This window comes from Pedococcus sp. P2_E5 (assembly GCF_056403895.1).
The window spans coordinates 15,735-36,803 of the sequence record NZ_JBFUEP010000045.1 but is presented as its reverse complement, the minus strand read 5'-3'; the positions used below and the strand labels follow the sequence as shown (position 1 = coordinate 36,803).

The following is a 21,069-nucleotide window of genomic DNA, read 5'->3' as shown; positions in this document are numbered from 1 at the left end:
GCACGCGGCATACCCAGTCATCCACCCCAGGAGTGAGCACCGTGTCTGCCGAGATCACCGTCACCGTCGCCGGAAGCGAGCGATCGGTGCCGGAGCAGACGACCGCTGCCGAGCTGTTCGAGGGTGACCGCGCGGTCCTCGTGGCCCGCGTCAACGGTGAGCTGCGCGACCTTGCCCACGTCCTCGCCGACGGCGATGCCGTCGAGCCCGTGACCGCGCAGGAGCAGGACGGGCTCGACGTGCTGCGGCACAGCGCCGCCCACGTCCTCGCGCAGGCCGTCCAGGAGGTCAACCCCAAGGCGCGACTCGGAATCGGTCCGCCGGTGCGTGACGGGTTCTACTACGACTTCGACGTCGCAGAGCCGTTCCAGCCCGACGACCTGAAGGCCCTCGAGAAGGTCATGCAGCGCATCGTCAACGAGGGCCAGACCTTCGTGCGCCGTGAGATCAGCGACGCCGACGCCGCCGTCGAGCTGGCCGACGAGCCCTACAAGGTCGAGCTCATCGGACTCAAGGGTGGCGCGGCGGGGGAGCAGGCCGAGGGTGCGGACGTCGAGGTGGGCGGCGCCCAGCTGACCATCTACGACAACGTCAAGCGCGACGGCACCCGTGCCTGGGGCGACCTGTGTCGCGGCCCGCACGTGCCGTCGACCAAGGTGCTCGGCAATGCCTTCAAGCTGATGCGCAGTGGTGGCGCCTACTGGCGTGGGAGCGAGAAGAACCCCCAGCTGCAGCGCGTCTACGGCACCGCGTGGCCCACCAAGGACGAGCTGAAGGCCTACCTCGACCGACTCGCCGAGGCCGAGCGTCGTGACCACCGCAAGATCGGCGCCGAGCAGGACCTGTTCAGCTTCCCCGACGAGCTCGGGTCCGGCCTGGCCGTCTTCCACCCCAAGGGCGGGGTGATCAAGCGCGAGATGGAGGACTACGTCCGCCGCCGGCACATCGAGGAGGGTTTCCAGTACGTCGGCACCCCCCACATCAGCAAGGACGGCCTGTTCCACACCTCGGGTCACCTGCCCTACTACGCGGACACCATGTTCCCGCCGATGGAGTTCGAGGGCACCGAGTACCGCCTCAAGGCGATGAACTGCCCCATGCACAACCTCATCTTCCGCTCGCGGGGCCGCTCCTACCGAGAGCTGCCGTTGCGGCTGTTCGAGTTCGGCTCGGTCTACCGGTTCGAGAAGTCCGGCGTCGTGCACGGCCTGACCCGCGTGCGTGGCATGACCCAGGACGACTCGCACTCCTACGTCACCGCCGAGCAGGCGCCGGGCGAGATCAAGCACCTGCTGAATTTCGTGCTGTCGCTGCTGCGCGACTTCGGCATGGACGACTACTACCTCGAGCTGTCCACCCGCGAGACCGAGGGCGACAAGAAGGACAAGTTCATCGGCTCCGACGAGCAGTGGGAGCACGCGACCGACGTGCTGCGTGACGTCGCCACCGAGTCCGGCCTCGAGCTCGTCCTCGACCCGGGTGGCGCGGCCTACTACGGGCCGAAGATCTCCGTGCAGGCACGCGACGCGATCGGTCGCACCTGGCAGATGTCGACCATCCAGTACGACTTCAACCAGCCGGAGCGGTTCGGGCTGGAGTACCAGGCGGCCGACGGCTCGCGACAGCAGCCGGTGATGATCCACTCGGCGAAGTTCGGCTCGATCGAGCGGTTCCTCGGCGTGCTCGTGGAGCACTACGCCGGTGCGTTCCCGCCCTGGCTCTCGCCGGTGCAGGTGCTCGGGGTGCCGGTCGCCGAGGAGTTCTCGGCCTACCTGCACGACGTGGCTGACCAGCTGCGCCGCAAGGGGATCCGTGTCGAGATCGACGACACCGACGACAGGTTCCCCAAAAAGATCCGCAACGCGTCGAAGTCGAAGGTCCCGTTCGTCCTGATCGCCGGCGACGAGGACCGCAGTGCCGGCGCGGTGTCGTTCCGCTACCGCACGGGCGAGCAGAAGAACGGCGTGCCCGTCGACGACGCGATCGCCGAGATCGTCGCCGCGGTCGAGGCACGCGTCCAGGTCTGACGGAGATGACCGACGCCCTCGAGCCGGACACCGACTTCGCCGGAGTGCAGGACGGCTTCCAGCGACTCTGGACGCCGCACCGCCTCGCCTACGTCACCGGCGAGCGGCCGAGCGAGGACGCGGGTGACGGCTGCCCGTTCTGTGCCGCCCCGGCGAAGGACGACCGGACCGGGCTCATCGTGCACCGGGGCCAGACCTGCTACGTCGTCATGAACCTGTTCCCCTACAACCCGGGCCACGTGCTCGTGTGCCCCTACCGCCACGCCTCCCTCTACGTCGACCTGACGGACGAGGAGACCACCGAGTTCGCGCTGCTGACCAAGCAGGTCATCGCCGCGATCGACACCGCCTCCGGGCCGCACGGCTACAACATCGGCATGAACCAGGGCGCGGTCGCCGGAGCGGGCGTCCAGGCCCACCTCCACCAGCACATCGTGCCGAGGTGGGGCGGCGACTCGAACTTCCTGCCCGTCATCGGACAGACGAAGGCTCTTCCGATGCTGCTCGAGGACGTGCGCTCACGACTCGTCGCAGCGTGGCCGGGTGCGGCAGGCGCTCCAGCGGCAGGAAGCTGAGCAGGCACACCACGAGGGGCAGGAAGTGGATCTTCAGCATCACGTAGGTGCTCAGGTGGAAGCCCGCCCAGAAGAGCAGCGCGGCATACAGGGCCTTGCCCCTGAGCCACAACAGGATCGGTGAGCTGAACTCGGCCACGAGCACGGTCCACTGCAGGGCGTGGGTGAGGGTTGGATGGGCGCCGACCCACGGACCGATGCCGTTCGGGCGCCGGGTCAGGGCCCAGATCAGGGTCGCTCCGTTGGCCCAGCCCCTGCCGCCGAAACGCATCTTGGCGCTGGCCGAAAGGAAGTAGATCGACACGGCCCCGATCTGCACCATGCGGATCGCCCACCCGGCGGCCTGCGACCTGACGTCGACGTCACCGAGGCGTGCCCGACCGACGGTCGGCAGGACGAACAGGGCAACGATGAGGGCGAAGTGGTCGTGGTCGACCTTGGAGTAGGCGAAGGCATTGCTCACCCAGTCGAGCATCCCGACGGCGCAGACCCATCCCGCCAGCCGTGGCAGCCTGCCCGTGAAGGCGACTGCGGAGCTCACCAGGATCACCGCAAGGAGCACGCGGACGTAGGTGTGCGACGGCGCCGGCAGGTGCAGCAGCGAACGCACCTCGAGGCCGCGGTAGAGGCTCGACGGGATGTCGCCGTGGGGGATGGGGTCGGTCACGATCCACAGCACGTCGAGCCACACGAAGGCATAGACCGCGAGCCGCAGCCAGGCGACCCGGGCGAGCGAGATCTCCGGTGCGAGGAGGTTCTCAAGGCGGCTCACGGAGCACCACCGGGTATGCCGCTCGGCCGGGGGCGCAGCGGGTCGCGGACCTGCCACGTGGCCAGGGTGCGGATGGTGGCCGAGCCCGTGCCGATCTGGGTGGACGTGTTGCGCAGGTAGAGGACCGCGTAGGCCGCCTCGCGCGGAAGCCGGCGCGCATGCAGCACTGCGATGTCCTGGAGGAGCTCGGGGCGCTCGATGATGCGGGGGGCCTGTCCTTCGATCTCGGCGCGCTCGATACCGATCTTCTCCTTGGACAGCGGCACGCGCACGACGTCGCCGTCCACGGTGAGCGCATCCAACGTCAACGAGTTGATGACCCCGTCGTTCCGCACCGAGAACGCGTACTGGGACATCGGGGCGAAGGGCCACCAGCTGTCGTTGCCCGCCCAGGTGCCCAGGCAGACCGTCGTCACGACGGCGGCGGTCACGGCCAACCGCCACAACACGGCATACGGGCCCAACCGCGGGGTCGGCCCCCTCATGCTCCCCTCACGCGGTCATGCTCCCATGCGGGTGACAGACTGGACGCATGGACATGGTGACAGGGAGCGAGCGGGGCCTGCTCATCTTCGACGGCGACTGCGGGTTCTGCACGACCAGCGCGCGCTTCGCCACGCGCTGGGTGGACCGCCGCGACCGCTACGACGTCGAGCCGTGGCAGCAGGTGGACCTCGGTCGTTTCGGCCTCACCGAGCAGGACTGCATCGAGGCGGCCCAGTTCGTCCGCCCGGACGGGACCGTCCTGGCTGCCCACCTCGCCATCGCCGAGGGCCTCAGGCAGGGAGCCCCGCTGTGGCGGCCGCTCGGCCACCTGGTCACGCTGCCGGGGATCAGCTGGCTGGCCGGTCGGGTCTACACGTGGGTGGCCGACCACCGCTACGCCCTCCCGGGCGGCACCCCCGCCTGCGCACCGACGCACCTGTCCGACAGCGGTGTTGCGGGGACGGCGGCTCAGTCTCAGTAGGCTGACCCCACCATGCTCAACAAGTACGCACGCGCCCTCTTCACGAAGATCTTCACCCCGGTCGCCCGGCTGTTCCTCAAGCTGGGGATCAGCCCGGACGTCGTGACGATCGTCGGCACGCTCGGTGTGTGCGTCGGCGCACTGGCGTTCTACCCCCGGCACGAGTTCTTCTGGGGCACCATCGTCATCACCCTGTTCGTCTTCTCCGACACCGTCGACGGGGTGATGGCGCGGATGTCCGGCCGCTCAGGCAAGTGGGGCGCCTACCTCGACTCCACCCTCGACCGCGTCGGCGACTCGGCCATCTTCGGTGGCCTCGTGCTCTGGTATGCCGGCCGCGGCGACGACTTCCTGATGGCCGGGCTGGCGCTGGCCTGCCTCATCCTCGGCAGCGTGGTGTCCTACGCCAAGGCCCGGGCCGAGGGGCTGGGCTTCACCGCCAACGTCGGGATCGCGGAGCGCGCCGACCGGCTGGTCGCCGTGCTCGTGGTGACCGGTCTGGTGGGTCTGGGGTTGCCCGAGGTCGTCCTCAGCGTGGTCCTCGCCCTCCTCGCCCTCGCCAGCCTCGTCACGGTGTTCCAGCGCATGCTGCTCGTGCGTCGGCAGGCCCTGGTCGAAGCCTCCTGAGCGGCCGCCAGACGTGACCGGGCTGGTGTCATGAGTGGGCTGGGCGACCTCCTCGCCGTCAGCGGCTACCGCCTCGGGTGGGGCACCGTGCGGCGGCTGCCCGAGCGGACGGCATACATGGTCTTCGAGCAGATCGCCGACCTGACGGTCGCCCGCGGTGGCAAGGGTGTGCAGCGCCTGCGGAGCAACTACGCGAGGGTGCGCCCCGAGCTCGACGACGCCGCGCTGGACGCGCTCGTGCGCGCGGGCATGCGTTCGTACCTGCGGTACTACTGCGAGGCGTTTCGGCTCCCTGACCGCAACCCGGAGCAGATCGCGGACTCGGTCCGGGTCGTGGGCGATGGCCCCGTGCATGCCGAGCTCGCCGCCGGGCGCCCGGTCGTGTGCTTCCTCGGCCACCTCGGCAACTGGGACCTCGCCGGCGCGTGGGGCACGAAGGCGATCGGCCCGGTAGTCACCGTCGCGGAGCGGCTCGAGCCCGAGGAGGTGTATGCCGAGTTCCTCGCCTTTCGTGAGTCGCTCGGCATGACGATCCTGCCGCTGACCGGTGGTGGCGACGTCTTCGCACAGCTGCGGGGGCACCTCACGAAGCCGGTGCTCATGCCGCTGCTGGCCGACCGCGACCTGACCGACCGTGGCATCGAGGTCGACCTGTGCGGTCACCGTTCGAAGATGGCGGCGGGTCCGGCGGCGCTGTCGCTGGGCACGGGCGCGGCGCTGCACCCCGTCTCGATCCACTACGAGCGGCTCGAGCGGCCGGGCTGGAAGCACCGCATCGTCATCACCTTCCACGACCGGGTCGAGGTGCCGTCGACCGGTACGACCCGAGCCAAGGCCGTCGCGATGACGCAGCAGTGCGCCGACGCGCTCGGGGCCGCGATCGTGGAGCACACCGCCGACTGGCACATGCTCCAGCGGGTGTTCCTCGACGACCTCGAGCCGCGCCCCGAGCCGCGACCCGATCGCGTGACAGGGAGCTGGCCGTGAGGATCGGCATCGTGTGTCCCTACTCCTTCGACGTGCCCGGCGGAGTGCAGTTCCACGTCCGCGACCTCGCCGAGCACTTCCTGGGTCAGGGGCACCACGCCTCGGTGCTCGCCCCCGCCGACGAGGACACCCCGCTGCCGGACTACGTCGAGTCCGTCGGCCGCGCCGTTCCGGTGCGCTACAACGGGTCGGTGGCTCGGTTGAACTTCGGACCGCTGACCGCCGCACGGGTCGGACGCTGGCTGGAGGCAGGCGACTTCGACGTCGTCCACATCCACGAGCCGGTGACCCCCAGCATCGCCCTGCTCGCGCTGTGGTCGGCGGAGGGCCCGGTGGTGGCCACGTTCCACACCTCCAACCTGCGGTCCCGCGCGATGCAGGCTGCCTACCCGTTGCTGCGCCCGAGCCTGGAGAAGATCAACGGGCGGATCGCGGTGTCCGAGGACGCGCGGCGCACCGTCACGACTCACCTGGGCGGCGACGCGGTCGTCATCCCGAACGGCGTCAACGTGTCGCGGTTCGCCGACGCCGTGCCCGCCCCGCGGTGGACCGGCACCGAGTCGGCGCCCACCATCGCCTTCCTCGGGCGGATCGACGAGCCCCGCAAGGGTCTGCCCGTGCTGGCCGCCGCCATGCCCGCCGTCCTCGCCAGGCATCCTGGAGCGCGCGTCCTCGTGGCGGGACCGGGTGACGTGCAGGCTGCTCGCGAACGCCTCGATCCGGCCGTGGCCGCTGCCACCGACTTCCTGGGCATGGTCAGCGACGAGGACAAGGCCGTCCTGCTGTCGTCCGTCGACCTCTACGTCGCCCCGCACACCGGGGGAGAGAGCTTCGGCATCGTGCTCGTCGAGGCGATGAGCGCCGGGGCGCCCGTCGTGGCGAGCAACCTGCCCGCCTTCGTCCGGGTCCTCGACGGCGGACAGGCCGGCGCGACGTTCACCAACGAGGACAGCGCAGACCTGGCTCGTCAGCTCCTGCGCCTGCTCGGTGACCCGGCGGAGCGCGAGCGGCTCGGGGAGGTCGGGCACCGCCGCGCGTGGGTGTTCGACTGGTCGGTCGTCGCCGAGGACGTCATGGCGGTGTACGACACTGTCACCCACGGCTCCGAGGACGCGCGGTCGGACCCGGCGGCCGACACCCGGTGGACTCGGCTGCTGCGCGGTCGTAGGGGAGGGGAGGCCTGATGGACTCGTTGACGTGGGGCGTCGTGGTCGTCGCGGCGCTGCTGGGTGTCGCCTGGTACCTGTCCTACAGCGCAGCCCGGCTCGACCGGCTGCACACGCGAGCTGAGGGTGCGTTGTCCGCCCTCGACGCACAGCTGGTCCGCCGCGCCGAGGCGACGCTGGAACTGGCGAACTCGGGATCGCTCGACCCGGCCAGCGCGCTCATGCTCGCAGCCGCCGCATCGGAGTCTCTTGAGGCACACAACGAGCGTGCCCTCGAGGAGGACCTCCTCGACGGTCAGAGCTTCGGCGCCAGGGAGGTGCTGGAGAGCGACCTGACCGAGGCCCTCCAGGCGGCGCTCACGGCGGACGTGGTGGCTGACCTGCGCGGCGGTCACGCCGACGCTCTCGGGGCGAGCAGCCTGCAGCGGGTCGAGGCAGCCGGCGTGCGCGTGCAGCTGGCCCGGCGCTTCCTGAACGACGCGGTGACCGACGTGCAGCGAGTCCGGCGCAAGTGGGTGGTCCGGTGGTTCCGCCTGGCCGGCCACGCCGACCTGCCCCGCACCGTCGAGTTCGACGACGAGCTGCCCCCCGCCGTCCGCGACTGACCCCCCGCCCCGTCTCCCGACTTCTGGCCACTGGTGTCGGGTGCGAGCCGCCTGTCGCGGGTCTGACCCGCCATGGGTGGCCAGAAGTGCAGGACTCTCCCGACTTCTGGCCAGTGGTGTCGGGTGCGAGCCGCCTGTCGCGGGTCTGACCCGCCATGGGTGGCCAGAAGTGCGGGGGATCGGTGGCCATGAGCCGCGGTCGGGGGCCTGCGGCATACCAACTAACATTGGTCCTGAAGCGCGTTCCCTGCGCTGCGCCCTGAACAGATCTGGAGTTCGTCCGCCATGTCCGCCGAGAGCACCACCGTCTCCCAGCCCACCACCGGCACGTCCCGCGTCAAGCGCGGCATGGCCGAGATGCTGAAGGGCGGCGTCATCATGGACGTCGTCAACGTCGAGCAGGCCAAGATCGCCGAGGACGCCGGCGCCGTCGCCGTGATGGCCCTCGAGCGGGTCCCCGCCGACATCCGCGCCCAGGGTGGCGTGTCGCGCATGTCCGACCCCGACATGATCGACGGCATCATCGAGGCCGTCTCGATCCCGGTCATGGCCAAGGCCCGCATCGGCCACTTCGTCGAGGCCCAGGTGCTGCAGTCCCTCGGCGTCGACTACATCGACGAGTCCGAGGTGCTGACTCCGGCCGACTACGCCAACCACATCGACAAGTGGAACTTCACGGTCCCGTTCGTCTGCGGCGCGACCAACCTCGGCGAGGCCCTGCGCCGCATCACCGAGGGCGCGGCGATGATCCGCTCCAAGGGTGAGGCCGGCACCGGCGACGTCTCCAACGCGACCACCCACATGCGCCAGATCCGCCAGCAGATCCGCACGCTCCAGGGCCTGCCCGAGGACGAGCTCTACGTCGCGGCCAAGGAGCTCCAGGCCCCTTATGACCTCGTCAAGGAGGTCGCCGAGCTCGGCAAGCTCCCCGTCGTGCTCTTCACCGCGGGCGGCATCGCCACCCCGGCCGACGCCGCGATGATGATGCAGCTCGGCGCCGAGGGTGTCTTCGTCGGCTCCGGCATCTTCAAGTCCGGCAACCCGGCCCAGCGCGCCGAGGCGATCGTCAAGGCCACCACGTTCTTCGACGACCCCGACGTGATCGCCAAGGTCTCCCGCGGTCTCGGCGAAGCCATGGTCGGCCTCAACGTCGACGAGATCCCCGAGCCGCACCGGCTCTCCGAGCGCGGCTGGTGACCTTCCCAGCTCACAGCTGAGACAGAACGGCTGAGACAGAACGGCTGACACAGAACGGCGCCGGGTGGCTGGACCCCCCGGCGCCGTTCCGTGTCGTGGCCGTGTCAGGTGACCTGGCTGCGGGCGCGGAACTCCTCGCGCTCGAACTCGCGTCCCTCGAGGACCGCTGCCAGGTGCTCTGCCGCGGCGACCACGTCGGCATGCGACAGGTAGAGCGGGCTGAACCCGAGCCGCACGATGTCGACCTCGCGGAAGTCGCCGATCACGCCGCGCGCGATGAGGGCCTGCACCACGGCGTACGCCTCAGGGTGTCGCAGGCTCACCTGRGAGCCGCGCCGCGCGTCCTCACGGGGCGTCGCGAGGGGCAGGTCGACGCCCAAGGCGTCCAAAGCCTCGATGAAGAGCCCTGTCAGCGACAGTGAGCGGGCCCGCACGTCCTCGATCGACAGGCCGTCGTATGCCGTGAGCGCACCTTCCAGCGTGAGCAGGCTGAGCAGCGGGGCAGTGCCGACCCGGGCCCGGGTGATGGTGGCTGCGGGGTCGTAGTCGGTGGACATGCCGAACGGGTTGGCGTGCCCCTGCCAGCCGGAGAGCGGGTTGTCGAAGGCCGCGAGGTGCTCGGCCCGGACGTAGATGAAGGCCGGCGCCCCCGGCCCGCCGCTGAGGTACTTGTAGCCGCACCCCACGGCGAGGTCGGCGCCACCCTCGTCGAGACCGACAGGCATGGCTCCGGCCGAGTGGCACAGGTCCCAGCAGACCAGGGCGCCGACGTCGTGCGCCGCGCGGGTCAGGGCGGGCAGGTCCCACTGCTCACCCGTGCGGTAGTCGACCTGGGAGTAGGCGGCCAGCGCGAGCGACTCACCCAGCTCGGAAATGCGGGCGGGAGCCTCGGGGGTGGGCACGAGCTCGAGGGTCAGGCCGAGCAGGTCGCACGCCGAGCGGGCGATGTAGACGTCCGTCGGGAAGGAGTCCGGGTCYGTGAGCACGGTGCTGCGGCCCGGTCGCATCCGCGAGGCGGCGACGATGGCCTTGAACAGGTTGACCGAGGTCGAGTCGGTGACGACGACCTGCCCCTGAGCCGCACCCACCAGCGAACCGATGCGGTCGCCGACGCGTTCGGGGGCACCCCACCAGTCGGACTCGTTCCACGCCCGGATGAGCTGCTCGCCCCACTGCCTGGACACCACGTCGGCGGCGGTCTCGGCAGCGGCGACCGAGAGCGCGCCGAGCGAGTTGCCGTCGAGGTAGATCACACCGTCGGGGATGCGGAAGGCGCTGCGGCGGTCGGTCGAGGCGTGTTCGGCGTCGAGGGCAGCGGCACGGGAGGCGAGGTCGGTCATGTCCGCAACCTATCGGGGCGGCGGCGGGCGATGTCAGGGCCCCGAGGCGGCTTTCTCAGGTCAGTCCGGCAGCGCCATGAAGAGCACGTTCTGGTGGTCGTCCGGCAACCACCAGGGACGACCCTCGCCGACGACCTGCCACCCCCTGCGCCGGTACAGCTCCACAGCCGATGCGGTCTCCTGCACGACGTCCAGCACCGGAGTCCGGCCCGAGCCGCGGATCGCTTCGACCGCCTTCGCGAGGAGGGCCTTGCCGACGCCGCGGCCGACCACCGTGTGGTCGACGAACAGCACGGCCACTGCGGCGAGCTCCTCTCGGGACCGGCCGGTACCAGCCATCCAGAGGTCCGCCTCCATGCCGGGCTCCACGCGCGCGACGGCAACGTGCCCGACCACGCGGCCGTCGAGCTCGGCGGCCCAGGCCGCGTCCTCGTCGGCGCGCGCGATGAAGTCCTCCACCGGGAACGGCAGGGGCCAGTTCTGGGGATACCCCGAGTGCGGTCGCTGCGCGGCGAGCACGTCGGCCAGCACGGGGATGTCCTGCGACGTGCGCTCACGAACCACGACCTGACCCATGCCCACAACTCTAGGTCGCCCCCGCCGGCGAGCCGGAGGACCCAGGCGATCCGGCTGTCAGCTGCGGCCCTACGCTGGCGCGGTGAGTTCGGTTCCCACCATTGGTGTCCTCGCCGTCCAGGGCGACGTGCGCGAGCACCTGTATGCCGTGGAGCAGGCAGGAGCCCGCGGCGCCACCGTGCGCCGGACCTCCGAGCTGGACGCGGTGGACGCGCTCATCATCCCCGGCGGGGAGTYCACGACCATGGACAAGCTGGTCCGGGCCTTCGACCTGCGCGACCCACTGCGGGCGCGGCTGGGAGCCGGCATGCCGGCATACGGGTCCTGCGCGGGGATGATCATGCTCGCCGACCGCATCGCCGACGCCCGACCCGACCAGCAGACGCTCGGCGGTCTCGACATCACGGTGCGTCGCAACGCGTTCGGCCGGCAGGTGGACTCCTTCGAGGAGGACCTGCACATCCGGGCCATCGGTGGTGCGCCCATGCGGGCCGTGTTCATCCGTGCGCCGTGGGTCGAAGAGGTGGGCGAGGGGGTCGAGGTGCTGGCCCGCGTCGAGGACGGACCCGCCGCAGGTAGGATCGTCGCCGTTCGTCAGGGGTCGCTGATGGCCACCTCCTTCCACCCGGAAGTGACCGGTGACCACCGGTTCCACCAGTTGTTCGTCGAGATCGTGAGAGGCAAGGCATGAGCGGCCACAGCAAATGGGCAACCACGAAGCACAAGAAGGCTGCCATCGACGCGAAGCGGGGCAAGCTCTTCGCCAAGCTGATCAAGAACATCGAGGTCGCCGCGCGCACCGGTGGCGGTGACCCCACGGGCAACCCGACGCTCTACGACGCCATCCAGAAGGCCAAGAAGACCTCGGTCCCCAACAACAACATCGACAACGCCGTCAAGCGCGGGTCCGGTGCGACGGCCGGTGGCGCCGACTGGGAGACCATCACCTACGAGGGCTACGCGCCCGGCGGTGTCGCCGTCCTCATCGAGTGCCTGACGGACAACCGCAACCGGGCGGCCGCCGAGGTCCGCACCGCGCTGACCCGCAACGGAGGCCAGCTGGCCGACCCCGGTTCGGTGTCCTACGTCTTCGACCGCAAGGGCGTCGTCGTGGTCCCCAAGGGGGACAAGACCGAGGACGACATCCTCGAGATCGTCCTCGAGGCGGGCGCCGACGAGGTCAACGACCTCGGCGACGCGTTCGAGATCATCTCCGAGGCGACCGACTTCGTCGCCGTCCGCAAAGCCGTCCAGGACGCCGGGATCGACTACGACTCGGCCGAGGCCTCGTGGGTGCCGAACCTGCGGGTCCCGCTCGACGCCGACGGTGCGCGCAAGATGATCCGCGTCATCGAGGCCCTGGAGGACTCCGACGACGTGCAGGACGTGTTCGCCAACGGAGACATCAGCGACGACGTGCTCGCCGAGATCGAGGACGACGACGAGTAGAAGGCGTGTTGCTGCGCCCGCAGGTGCGGACCGGTGTGTAGCGTTCAACCCGAACATGTGTTCGGAAACGCATGCTCGTTCGAAAAACACAGTCGGACGTGAGGGAGCAGCTGTCGTGCGCGTACTCGGGGTCGATCCCGGCCTGACCCGGTGTGGCATCGGTGTGGTCGAGGGCGGTCGTGGTCGCCAGGTCCGCCTCGTCGCCGTCGGTGTGGTGCGTTCCCCCGCCACCGAGCCGACCGCCGAGCGGCTGCTCTACCTCCAGACCGAGCTCGACGCCTGGCTCGACCGGTTCGAGCCCGATGCGATCGCCGTGGAGCAGGTCTTCGCCGACGTCAACGTCGCCAGCGTCATGAACACCATGCAGGCCTCGGCGATCCCGCTGCTGGCCGCGGCACGCAGGGGGCTGCCGGTCCAGCTGCACACGCCGACCTCGGTCAAGGCGGCGGTCACCGGATCCGGTCGGGCCGACAAGGCCCAGGTGACGGCGATGGTGACCCGGATCCTGCGGATGGAGTCCCCGCCCAAGCCCGCCGATGCCGCCGACGCCCTGGCCCTCGCGATCTGCCACCTCTGGCAGGGCGCAGCCGCCAACCGGCTCCAGGACGCCGCCCGCGCGGAACAGGCACGTCTTCGCGCGGCCGGCCGAGCGGCGGTGGCCCGGTGATCGCCTCGGTCCGCGGACCGGTGCGGCACATCGGTCTCGACCGCGTGGTCGTCGAGGTCGGGGGAGTCGGCATGCTGCTGCACACGACGCCGGCCACCGCGTCCTCGCTGCACCTCGGTCAGGAGGCGCTGCTCGCGACCACCCTGGTCGTCCGCGAGGACTCGCTGACCCTCTACGCCTTCACGTCCGACGACGAGCGTGACATCTTCGAACAGGTGCAGACCGTCTCGGGTGTCGGACCTCGGATCGCCCTCGCGATGCTCTCGGTCCTGGCCCCGGACCGATTGCGGGCCGCGGTCGGCAGCGCCGACCTCGCGACGCTCACCAAGGTGCCCGGCATCGGCCGCAAGGGGGCCGAGCGGATCGTCCTCGAGCTGCGCGACAAGCTCGGTATGCCGTCCGGTGCGGCCGGTGCCGCGACCGCGGTCCCGGCCGTGGGCGCCACCGCGTGGCGTGACCAGGTGGCCGAGGCGCTCGTGGGGCTCGGCTACTCCGCCAAGCAGGCCGATGACGCGGTGTCACGGGCCGCGGAGGCAGCGCCGGCCGGTGCCGACGTCTCCGCGATGCTCCGTGCGGCCCTGCGAGAGCTCGGGCGATAGGCCATGGCTGACGGGTTCTCCTCCGAGATGTTCGAGGACTCCTCGATCGATGCCACCGCGCGCGTGGTCGACGCCGAGGGCGACGCCGACGAACGCACCGTCGAGGCGGCCCTGCGACCGCGCAGGCTCAGCGAGTTCACCGGCCAGACCCGGGTGTGCGACCAGCTGTCGCTCGTGCTCGAGGCAGCAAGGAGACGCGGGACGCCGCCCGACCACGTCCTGCTGTCCGGGCCGCCGGGGCTGGGCAAGACCACCCTGGCCATGCTGATCGGCACCGAGCTCGAGCGTCCGATCCGCATCACCAGCGGCCCCGCCATCCAGCACGCAGGCGATCTCGCGGCCGTGCTCTCCTCGCTCATGGAGGGGGAGGTGCTCTTCCTCGACGAGATCCATCGCATGTCGCGCTCGGCCGAGGAGATGCTCTACCTCGCCATGGAGGACTTCCGCGTCGACGTCATCGTCGGCAAGGGCCCCGGCGCCACGGCCATCCCGCTGGAGCTCCCGGCCTTCACCGTCGTGGGCGCCACCACCCGGGCGGGGCTCCTGCCCGCACCGCTGCGCGACCGGTTCGGCTTCACCGGACACCTCGACTTCTACTCCGCCGAGGACCTGGTCACGATCCTGGAACGTTCTGCGCGACTGCTCGAGGTGTCGGCCGACACCGACGGCATCACCGAGATCGCCCGTCGGTCGCGTGGCACACCACGCGTCGCCAACCGACTGCTGCGTCGGGTCCGCGACTGGGCCCAGGTGCACGGACGCCACGTCGTGGACGAGGAGGCGGCGCACGCCGCGCTGGCCCTGTTCGACGTCGACGACCGCGGCCTGGACCGACTCGACCGTGCCGTCCTCGACTCCCTGTGCAGGCGGTTCGGAGGGGGACCGGTCGGTCTGTCGACCCTGGCCGTCGCCGTGGGGGAGGAGGCCGACACGGTCGAGACCGTCGCCGAGCCGTTCCTCGTCCGTGAGGGCTTCATCACCCGCACGCCCCGTGGCCGCGCCGCGACCGCCATGGCGTGGCAGCACCTCGGCCTGACGCCCCCGCACGGCTACCAGCCCCAGCCCAGCCTGCCCCTGGACACCGGTGAGGGCCGCTTCGGCGGGTGACCCGCTCTGCCGGCGTGCCCGCGGCATACCTGCGGGGTGGTTGTGGCTGGCCGGCAAAGGTCACGATTGGAACGCAGCCACGGTGGGGCACGTTGGTCGGTATGCCGTGCGTCACCTACACTCGGGCGGTCCCCCGGCTGGAGCCGGGGACTTGCGCGTGCCCGACTGCGTGGCGCCGCACACTGACTGCCCCAACCGTGAAGGGACTGCTCCATGTCGAATGGCGGCTCGCCCATAGCCAGCCTGCTGATCTTTGCGCTGCCGGTGCTGCTCATCATCTTCATGGTGTTCAGCCAGCGTCGGCGCCAGCGCGAGGTGCAGTCACTGCAGGCAGCCCTGGCTGTCGGCGACGAGGTCTGCACGACCTCCGGGCTCTACGGCACGATCATCTCCCTCGACGACAGCACCGCCACCCTGGAGATCAGCCCCGGGGTCACCGTCCGCTTCGACCGGCGCGCCATCGGCACCAAGACGGTGTCCAGCGGGCCGGCCGCACCCAGCACCACCGAGTAGAGGTCCCCGCACGTGGCAATCAACCCACACAACCGCAAGCCGCTGAAGGTCCTGTCGGCGCTGGCGGCTCTCAGCCTCGGCCTCTACGGCCTGCTCTTCGCCGCGACCACCTGGGGTGACGCCCAGTGGCAGCCCAAGCTCGGTCTCGACCTCGACGGCGGCACCCAGCTGGTGCTGAAGCCGGTCCTGGTCGGCAACAGCCGGGTCACCAACGAGCAGCTGACCCAGGCGCGCGACATCATCGTCCAGCGCGTCGACGCCAACGGCGTCGCGGGCGCCGAGGTGACCACGCGCAACGGCGAGGACATCGTGGTGAGCGTCCCGGGCACGAGCCTGGACAAGACGACCGAGGACGCCATCCGCAAGTCCTCGCAGATGCGCTTCCGTCCCGTGCTCGCGGCGGCGCCCGGAGTGAACCAGCCGACCCCGACGGGCACGGCCACCGGGACGGCAACGGGTACCGGCACCGCCACGCCGACCAGCAAGGCGCCCAGTCCCTCCGCCACGGCCACGGGCTCGGCGACCTCGGCCGGCTCGGGCCTGCCCGGGGCGTTCGTCAAGGCAACGACGCCCACCCCCACGGACACCGCGACTGCCACGTCGACGGCCAAGCCCACGGGCTCGACGGCGGCGCCGCAGAACGGCAGCGACCTGGCCTGGGTCACCGACGACCTCTCCAAGGCCTTCCAGGCGCTGGACTGCTCCGACCCCGCCGCGGTCGACAAGATCGTGGACGACCCCGCGAAGCCGCTCGTGACCTGCAGCGACGACGGCGCCGAGAAGTACATCCTCGGCCCGGTCGTGGTGAACGGCGACCAGATCAAGGACGCCGCGGCCGGCTACCGACCGTTGTCCAACGGCCAGCCGTCCAGCACCGTCGAGATCACCCTGAGCTTCAAGTCCGAGGGCACCAAGGCCTACGCCGAGGCGAGCAAGCGGATGGTCTCCCTCGAGTCCCCGCGCAACCAGATGGCCGCCACCCTGGACTCGCGCGTGATCGTCGCACCGTACTTCCAGGCGGCGATCCTCGACGGACAGGCCAGCATCTCGGGCCAGTTCACGATCCAGTCGGCCCGCGACCTGGCCAACCAGCTCAAGTTCGGTGCCCTGCCGCTGTCGTTCACGCTGCAGACCCGTGACCAGATCAGCCCGACCCTCGGCAGCGAGCAGCTCAGGATGGGTCTGATCGCCGGCGTCATCGGCTTCGCGCTGGTCTTCATGTACTCCCTCGCGCAGTACCGCGCCCTCGGCCTGGTCACCGTGCTGTCGATCATCATCGCGGCGCTGCTGACCTACGGCGCGATCGCGGTACTCGGCTGGTCGCACAACTTCAGACTCGACATGGCCGGCGTGACAGGGCTGATCGTGGCCATCGGTGTCACCGCCGACTCCTTCATCGTCTACTTCGAACGCATCCGCGACGAGGTGCGAGAGGGCAGGCCCCTGCGTGCTGCCGTCGACACCGGGTGGCGCCGGGCTCGACGCACCATCCTGGCCGCGGACGGCGTGAACTTCCTGGCCGCCTTCGTCCTCTACCTGCTGGCGTCCTCCAACGTGCGTGGGTTCGCCTTCACCCTCGGCCTCACAACCCTGATCGACCTGCTCATCGTCGTGCTGTTCACCCACCCGCTCGTGGCGATCCTGTCCGGCACCAAGTTCTTCGGTGGTGGCCACAAGTGGTCCGGTCTCGACCCGGAGAGGCTCGGGGCCAAGGCCCACAAGCCCAGGTATGCCGGGCGCGGCCGGGTCGCGATGCCGACCACCGCCTCTGCTGTGAGCGACGGGAGCGCGCTGTGATCAACTTCGCCGCACTGGGCAACGACCTCTACACCGGCAAGCGGTCGATCGACTTCGTCGGTCGCTACAAGCGGTGGTACGCCCTCTCCGGGGTGTTCTTCCTCATCGCGATCATCGGGCTCGTCTGGCACGGCCTCAACCTGAGCCTCGAGTTCCGGGGTGGCTCGGAGTTCCGGGTGTCGTCCGTGGCGAACTCCGCGGACTACGAGTCCCGGGCCAAGGATGCGGTCGGCCAGATCCCGAACGCCGGCGCCGCTGAGGTGACCAAGGTCGGCACCGGCACCATCAGGGTGCAGACCGAGCAGCTCGGCGAGTCCGAGATCCGAGCGGTCCAGACGGCCCTGGCCGCCGAGTTCAAGACCGACGTGAATGACGTCTCGGCGTCGTTCGTCGGTCCTTCGTGGGGTGCCTCGGTCAGCCAGAAGGCGCTCCAGGCCCTGGCCGTCTTCCTCGCGCTCGTCTCCATCGTGATGGCGCTGTACTTCCGCACCTGGAAGATGGCCGTGGCCGGCCTCGTCGCCCTGCTGCACGACCTGTTCATCACCGTGGGTGTCTACGCGTTGGCCGGCTTCGAGGTCTCGCCGGCGACGATGATCGGCTTCCTCACGATCCTCGGGTACTCGCTCTACGACACGGTCGTCGTCTTCGACAAGGTGCGCGAGAACACCACCGAGGCGCTCGGCAACGGCCGCCTGACGTACTCGCAGGCGGCGAACCTCGCGGTCAACCAGACCCTGGTTCGCTCGATCAACACCACGATCGTGGCCCTGCTGCCGATCGCGTCGATCCTGGTCATCGGGTTCCTGTTCCTCGGCCCCGGCACCCTGCTCGACCTGGCCCTGGCGCTGTTCGTCGGTATCGCCGTGGGCGCCTACTCCTCGATCTTCATCGCCACGCCGCTGCTGGTGCACCTGCGCCTGAAGGAGCCGGCCGTCGTCGACCTCGAGAAGAAGGCCACCCGCTACCAGGCACGTCATGGCGGCGTCGTCTCCGCATCCGATGCCGCGCCGGTCCCGCACGAGCCCGACGCCGAGGAGCTCGCGGCAGCCGGCACCGACCGCGAGTCGGTCTCGGCGGCGGCCCGCTCCGGTGGCGTGGTGCGCGAGACGCACAAGTACGCCACCAACGGCCCGCGCAACCAGCCGAAGCGTCCGCCACGGTCTCGTCGGTGAATGGCAGCTCGTCGGTGACTGGCAGCCCGTCGGTGACTGGCAGCTCGTCCGCGAGTGACCCGCTCGCCGAGCGGGTCACCTCGCGGTTGCGGGACGTCCAGGACTTCCCCAGCCCCGGGATCCTGTTCAAGGACGTCACGCCGGTCCTGGCCGATCCCGAGGTCTTCGGTGCCGTCATCCGCGACATGGCGGACCGGCGCAGGGGGACCATCGACCTGGTCGTCGGCATCGAGGCGCGCGGCTTCATCTTCGGGGCCGCCCTCGCCCACGAGCTGGGTGTCGGCTTCGTGCCGGTGCGCAAGGCGGGCAAGCTGCCCGGCGACACCGTCGGACTGACCTACGAGCTCGAGTACGGCACCGCCACCATCGAGATCCACAGCGACGCCTTCGTGACCGGTGAGCGGGTCCTGCTCGTCGACGACGTGCTCGCCACGGGAGGCACCGCCGAGGCGGCGTGTCGGCTGCTGGAGCAGGCCGGCGCCACGGTCGTCGCCTTCGAGACGCTGGTGGAGCTCGCGTTCCTGCCGGGCCGTGAACGGTTGGCCGGGCGTGAGATCCACGCCACCGTGGTGGTCCCGTAGGCTTTCGGCATGACCGAGGACGTCGTCACAGGACCGGTGCCCACCGGTGCCTCCTCGGCGAACCGCGTCCGCGCCCGCCTGGCCCGCTTCGGCAGCCGCGGAGGTCCGATCAACCCGGTCCTGGAGCCCCTGCTCCAGACCGTCCGAGCCACCCACCCCAAGGCTGACCTGACGGTCATCGAGCGCGCCTACGTCGTCGCCGAGGAGGCGCACCGGGGCCAGACGCGCAAGTCCGGCGACGCCTACATCACCCATCCGCTCGCCGTGACCACGATCCTCGCGGAGCTGGGCATGACGCCGGCCACCCTCGCGGCGGCCCTGCTCCACGACACGGTGGAGGACACGGAGTACAGCCTCACGCAGCTGGAGAAGGACTTCGGGCGCGAGGTCGCGATGCTCGTCGACGGTGTCACCAAGCTGGACAAGGTGACCTACGGCGACGCGGCGCAGGCCGAGACGGTTCGCAAGATGGTCGTGGCCATGGCCCGCGACATCCGGGTGCTCGTGATCAAGCTGGCCGACCGGCTCCACAACGCCCGCACCTGGCGCTACGTCTCGGTGGAGTCCGCCCAGCGCAAGGCTCGCGAGACCCTCGAGATCTACGCCCCACTGGCCCACCGGCTCGGCATGAACACCATCAAGTGGGAGCTCGAGGACCTGAGCTTCGCGACGCTCTACCCCAAGGTCTACGACGAGATCGTGCGCCTGGTGGCAGAACGGGCCCCCGCACGCGAGGAGTTCCTCTCCGGGGTCCGCGACCAGGTCAGCGAGGACCTCAAGGGCGCCAAGATCAAGGCGACGGTGACCGGTCGGCCCAAGCACTACTACTCCGTCTACCAGAAGATGATCGTCCGGGGTCGCGACTTCGAGGACATCTACGACCTCGTGGCGGTGCGGGTGCTGGTCGACTCGGTGCGCGACTGCTACGCCGCGCTCGGCGCCCTGCACGCGCGCTGGAACCCCCTGCCGGGGCGCTTCAAGGACTACATCGCGATGCCCAAGTTCAACATGTACCAGTCCTTGCACACGACGGTCATCGGCCCTGAGGGCAAGGCCGTCGAGATCCAGATCCGCACCCACACCATGCACCGCAGGGCCGAGTACGGCGTCGCCGCCCACTGGAAGTACAAGGAGGACGGCACCGCGCCGGCGCAGGGCGCCAAGGACGGCGAGACCGGCCCGATCAACGACATGGCGTGGCTCCGACAGCTCCTCGACTGGCAGAAGGAGACCGCCGACCCGGGGGAGTTCCTCGACTCGCTGCGCTTCGAGATCAACGCCCGCGAGGTCTATGTCTTCACTCCCAAGGGCGAGGTCGTGGCCCTGCCGGCCGGCGCGACCCCTGTCGACTTCGCCTACGCCGTGCACACCGAGGTGGGCCACCACTGCATCGGCGGCCGGGTCAACGGCCGCCTCGTGCCGCTGGAGTCGACCCTCGAGAACGGTGACGTCGTCGAGGTGCTCACCTCCAAGGCCGACGGTGCCGGACCCTCGCGCGACTGGCTCACCTTCGTCAAGTCACCTCGGGCCCGCAACAAGATCAAGCAGTGGTTCTCCAAGGAGCGTCGCGAGGAGGCGATCGAGACCGGCAAGGACGCGATCGCCCGCGCCATGCGCAAGGAGGGCCTGCCGCTCCAGCGGCTGCTCACCGTCGACACGCTGACCGGCCTGGCATCCGAGCTGCGCTACCAGGACATCGACGCCCTGTATGCCGCGGTGGGCGAGGGGCACGTGTCAGCCCAGCACGTGGTGGGCCGGCTGGTGGTCTCGCTGGGGGGCGAGGAGGGCGCGTCCGAGGACCTCGCGGAGGCGACCACACCCACCCGGTCGATGCGGCGACGCACCGGCGACCCGGGGGTCGTGGTGGTCGGCACCGCGGACGTCTGGGTCAAGCTGGCCCGCTGCTGCACCCCGGTGCCGGGTGACCCGATCATGGGATTCATCACCAGGGGTAACGGCGTGTCCGTGCACCGCACCGACTGCACCAACGCCGAATCCCTGCTGTCGCAGCCAGATCGGATGATCGAGGTCGAATGGGCCCCATCGTCGGCATCGGTCTTCCTGGTGCAGCTGCAGGTCGAGGCACTGGACCGCAACCGGCTGTTGTCCGACGTCACCAGGGTGTTGTCGGACCAGCACGTCAACATCCTGTCGGCCTCGGTGCAGACCTCGCGCGACCGGGTCGCGATCAGCAAGTTCACCTTCGAGATGGGTGACCCGAGCCACCTCGAACACGTGATGAAGGCCGTCCGCAAGATCGACGGAGTGTTCGACGTCTACCGGATCACCGGCACCAAGGCCACGGCCGCCAAGGCCTAGCCCCGCGGCATACCAAGCACACGAAA

At 70.1% G+C, this 21,069-nt stretch carries 22 protein-coding genes; 18 read left to right on the top strand and 4 right to left on the bottom strand.

The window, feature by feature from the left end; translation table 11 throughout:
* Positions 1-41 precede the first annotated feature (41 nt).
* Both thrS and AC1DVZ_RS15245 read left to right on the top strand, forming a co-directional pair.
* A complete protein-coding gene (thrS, locus tag AC1DVZ_RS15250; RefSeq protein ID WP_477619053.1) occupies positions 42-2,027 on the top strand; it encodes a threonine--tRNA ligase in 1,986 nt (661 codons plus the stop codon).
* 5 nt (positions 2,028-2,032) lie between these two features.
* Positions 2,033-2,602, top strand: coding sequence for an HIT family protein (locus AC1DVZ_RS15245; protein WP_477619052.1), 570 nt, complete (start codon positions 2,033-2,035; stop codon positions 2,600-2,602).
* On the opposite strand, the gene AC1DVZ_RS15240 is transcribed toward AC1DVZ_RS15245, so the two are convergent.
* Positions 2,499-3,374 carry a hypothetical protein gene (locus AC1DVZ_RS15240; RefSeq protein WP_477619051.1) on the bottom strand — a complete coding sequence of 292 codons (876 nt, stop codon included), beginning with the start codon at positions 3,372-3,374 and terminating at the stop codon, positions 2,499-2,501. The two genes, AC1DVZ_RS15245 and AC1DVZ_RS15240, sit on opposite strands and share 104 nt — an antisense overlap.
* Positions 3,371-3,859: a hypothetical protein gene (locus tag AC1DVZ_RS15235; protein WP_477619050.1), complete on the bottom strand. Its 489-nt coding sequence runs from the start codon at positions 3,857-3,859 to the stop codon at positions 3,371-3,373. The genes AC1DVZ_RS15240 and AC1DVZ_RS15235 overlap by 4 nt, the downstream gene beginning before the upstream one ends.
* 47 nt (positions 3,860-3,906) lie before the next feature.
* Between AC1DVZ_RS15235 and AC1DVZ_RS15230 the strand changes: the two genes are divergently transcribed.
* The 6 genes from AC1DVZ_RS15230 (at position 3,907) to pdxS (ending at position 8,923) form a co-directional block, all read left to right on the top strand.
* Positions 3,907-4,341: a thiol-disulfide oxidoreductase DCC family protein gene (locus AC1DVZ_RS15230; protein ID WP_477619049.1), complete on the top strand. Its 435-nt coding sequence runs from the start codon at positions 3,907-3,909 to the stop codon at positions 4,339-4,341.
* Positions 4,342-4,353: 12 nt separating this feature from the next.
* Positions 4,354-4,968 carry a phosphatidylinositol phosphate synthase gene (gene pgsA, locus AC1DVZ_RS15225; protein ID WP_477619048.1) on the top strand — a complete coding sequence of 205 codons (615 nt, stop codon included), beginning with the start codon at positions 4,354-4,356 and terminating at the stop codon, positions 4,966-4,968.
* Positions 4,969-4,998: 30 nt separating this feature from the next.
* Positions 4,999-5,955 (top strand): phosphatidylinositol mannoside acyltransferase, encoded by a 957-nt coding sequence (locus AC1DVZ_RS15220; protein ID WP_477619047.1) that lies wholly within the window; start codon positions 4,999-5,001, stop codon positions 5,953-5,955.
* Entirely contained in the window at positions 5,952-7,139 is a 1,188-nt protein-coding gene (locus tag AC1DVZ_RS15215; RefSeq protein ID WP_477619046.1) for a glycosyltransferase family 4 protein, read from the top strand. The genes AC1DVZ_RS15220 and AC1DVZ_RS15215 overlap by 4 nt, the downstream gene beginning before the upstream one ends.
* Positions 7,139-7,726 (top strand): hypothetical protein, encoded by a 588-nt coding sequence (locus AC1DVZ_RS15210; RefSeq protein WP_477619045.1) that lies wholly within the window; start codon positions 7,139-7,141, stop codon positions 7,724-7,726. Before AC1DVZ_RS15215 ends, AC1DVZ_RS15210 begins: the two co-directional genes overlap by 1 nt.
* Before the next feature lie 285 nt (positions 7,727-8,011).
* Positions 8,012-8,923, top strand: a complete 912-nt coding sequence (gene pdxS, locus AC1DVZ_RS15205) for a pyridoxal 5'-phosphate synthase lyase subunit PdxS (RefSeq protein WP_477619044.1) — start codon at positions 8,012-8,014, stop codon at positions 8,921-8,923.
* A gap of 104 nt (positions 8,924-9,027) precedes the next feature.
* On the opposite strand, the gene kynU is transcribed toward pdxS, so the two are convergent.
* A complete protein-coding gene (gene kynU / locus AC1DVZ_RS15200; RefSeq protein ID WP_477619043.1) occupies positions 9,028-10,263 on the bottom strand; it encodes a kynureninase in 1,236 nt (411 codons plus the stop codon).
* 60 nt (positions 10,264-10,323) lie between these two features.
* Positions 10,324-10,839, bottom strand: a complete 516-nt coding sequence (locus AC1DVZ_RS15195) for a GNAT family N-acetyltransferase (protein ID WP_477619042.1) — start codon at positions 10,837-10,839, stop codon at positions 10,324-10,326.
* Positions 10,840-10,921: 82 nt separating this feature from the next.
* Between AC1DVZ_RS15195 and pdxT the strand changes: the two genes are divergently transcribed.
* The 10 genes from pdxT to AC1DVZ_RS15145 all read left to right on the top strand — a co-directional run bounded on the left by pdxT (position 10,922) and on the right by AC1DVZ_RS15145 (position 21,043).
* Positions 10,922-11,530 (top strand): pyridoxal 5'-phosphate synthase glutaminase subunit PdxT, encoded by a 609-nt coding sequence (gene pdxT, locus AC1DVZ_RS15190; protein ID WP_477619041.1) that lies wholly within the window; start codon positions 10,922-10,924, stop codon positions 11,528-11,530.
* Complete coding sequence (locus AC1DVZ_RS15185; RefSeq protein ID WP_477619040.1) at positions 11,527-12,288, top strand: YebC/PmpR family DNA-binding transcriptional regulator; 762 nt, start codon at positions 11,527-11,529, stop codon at positions 12,286-12,288. The genes pdxT and AC1DVZ_RS15185 overlap by 4 nt, the downstream gene beginning before the upstream one ends.
* 115 nt (positions 12,289-12,403) lie before the next feature.
* The gene (ruvC, locus tag AC1DVZ_RS15180; protein WP_477619039.1) at positions 12,404-12,955 is read left to right on the top strand and encodes a crossover junction endodeoxyribonuclease RuvC; all 552 of its coding nucleotides are present in this window, start codon (positions 12,404-12,406) and stop codon (positions 12,953-12,955) included.
* A complete protein-coding gene (ruvA, locus tag AC1DVZ_RS15175) occupies positions 12,952-13,554 on the top strand; it encodes a Holliday junction branch migration protein RuvA (RefSeq protein ID WP_477619038.1) in 603 nt (200 codons plus the stop codon). Before ruvC ends, ruvA begins: the two co-directional genes overlap by 4 nt.
* A 3-nt stretch (positions 13,555-13,557) precedes the next feature.
* Positions 13,558-14,661: a Holliday junction branch migration DNA helicase RuvB gene (gene ruvB / locus AC1DVZ_RS15170; RefSeq protein ID WP_477619037.1), complete on the top strand. Its 1,104-nt coding sequence runs from the start codon at positions 13,558-13,560 to the stop codon at positions 14,659-14,661.
* A gap of 213 nt (positions 14,662-14,874) precedes the next feature.
* Positions 14,875-15,174, top strand: coding sequence for a preprotein translocase subunit YajC (yajC, locus tag AC1DVZ_RS15165; protein WP_477619036.1), 300 nt, complete (start codon positions 14,875-14,877; stop codon positions 15,172-15,174).
* A 12-nt stretch (positions 15,175-15,186) separates the two neighbouring features.
* Positions 15,187-16,971: a protein translocase subunit SecD gene (gene secD, locus AC1DVZ_RS15160; protein ID WP_477619035.1), complete on the top strand. Its 1,785-nt coding sequence runs from the start codon at positions 15,187-15,189 to the stop codon at positions 16,969-16,971.
* Complete coding sequence (gene secF / locus AC1DVZ_RS15155) at positions 16,968-18,143, top strand: protein translocase subunit SecF (protein WP_477619034.1); 1,176 nt, start codon at positions 16,968-16,970, stop codon at positions 18,141-18,143. The genes secD and secF overlap by 4 nt, the downstream gene beginning before the upstream one ends.
* Before the next feature lie 32 nt (positions 18,144-18,175).
* A complete protein-coding gene (locus AC1DVZ_RS15150; RefSeq protein ID WP_477619033.1) occupies positions 18,176-18,724 on the top strand; it encodes an adenine phosphoribosyltransferase in 549 nt (182 codons plus the stop codon).
* Positions 18,725-18,733: 9 nt separating this feature from the next.
* Positions 18,734-21,043, top strand: a complete 2,310-nt coding sequence (locus AC1DVZ_RS15145) for a RelA/SpoT family protein (RefSeq protein WP_477619032.1) — start codon at positions 18,734-18,736, stop codon at positions 21,041-21,043.
* Positions 21,044-21,069 lie beyond the last annotated feature (26 nt).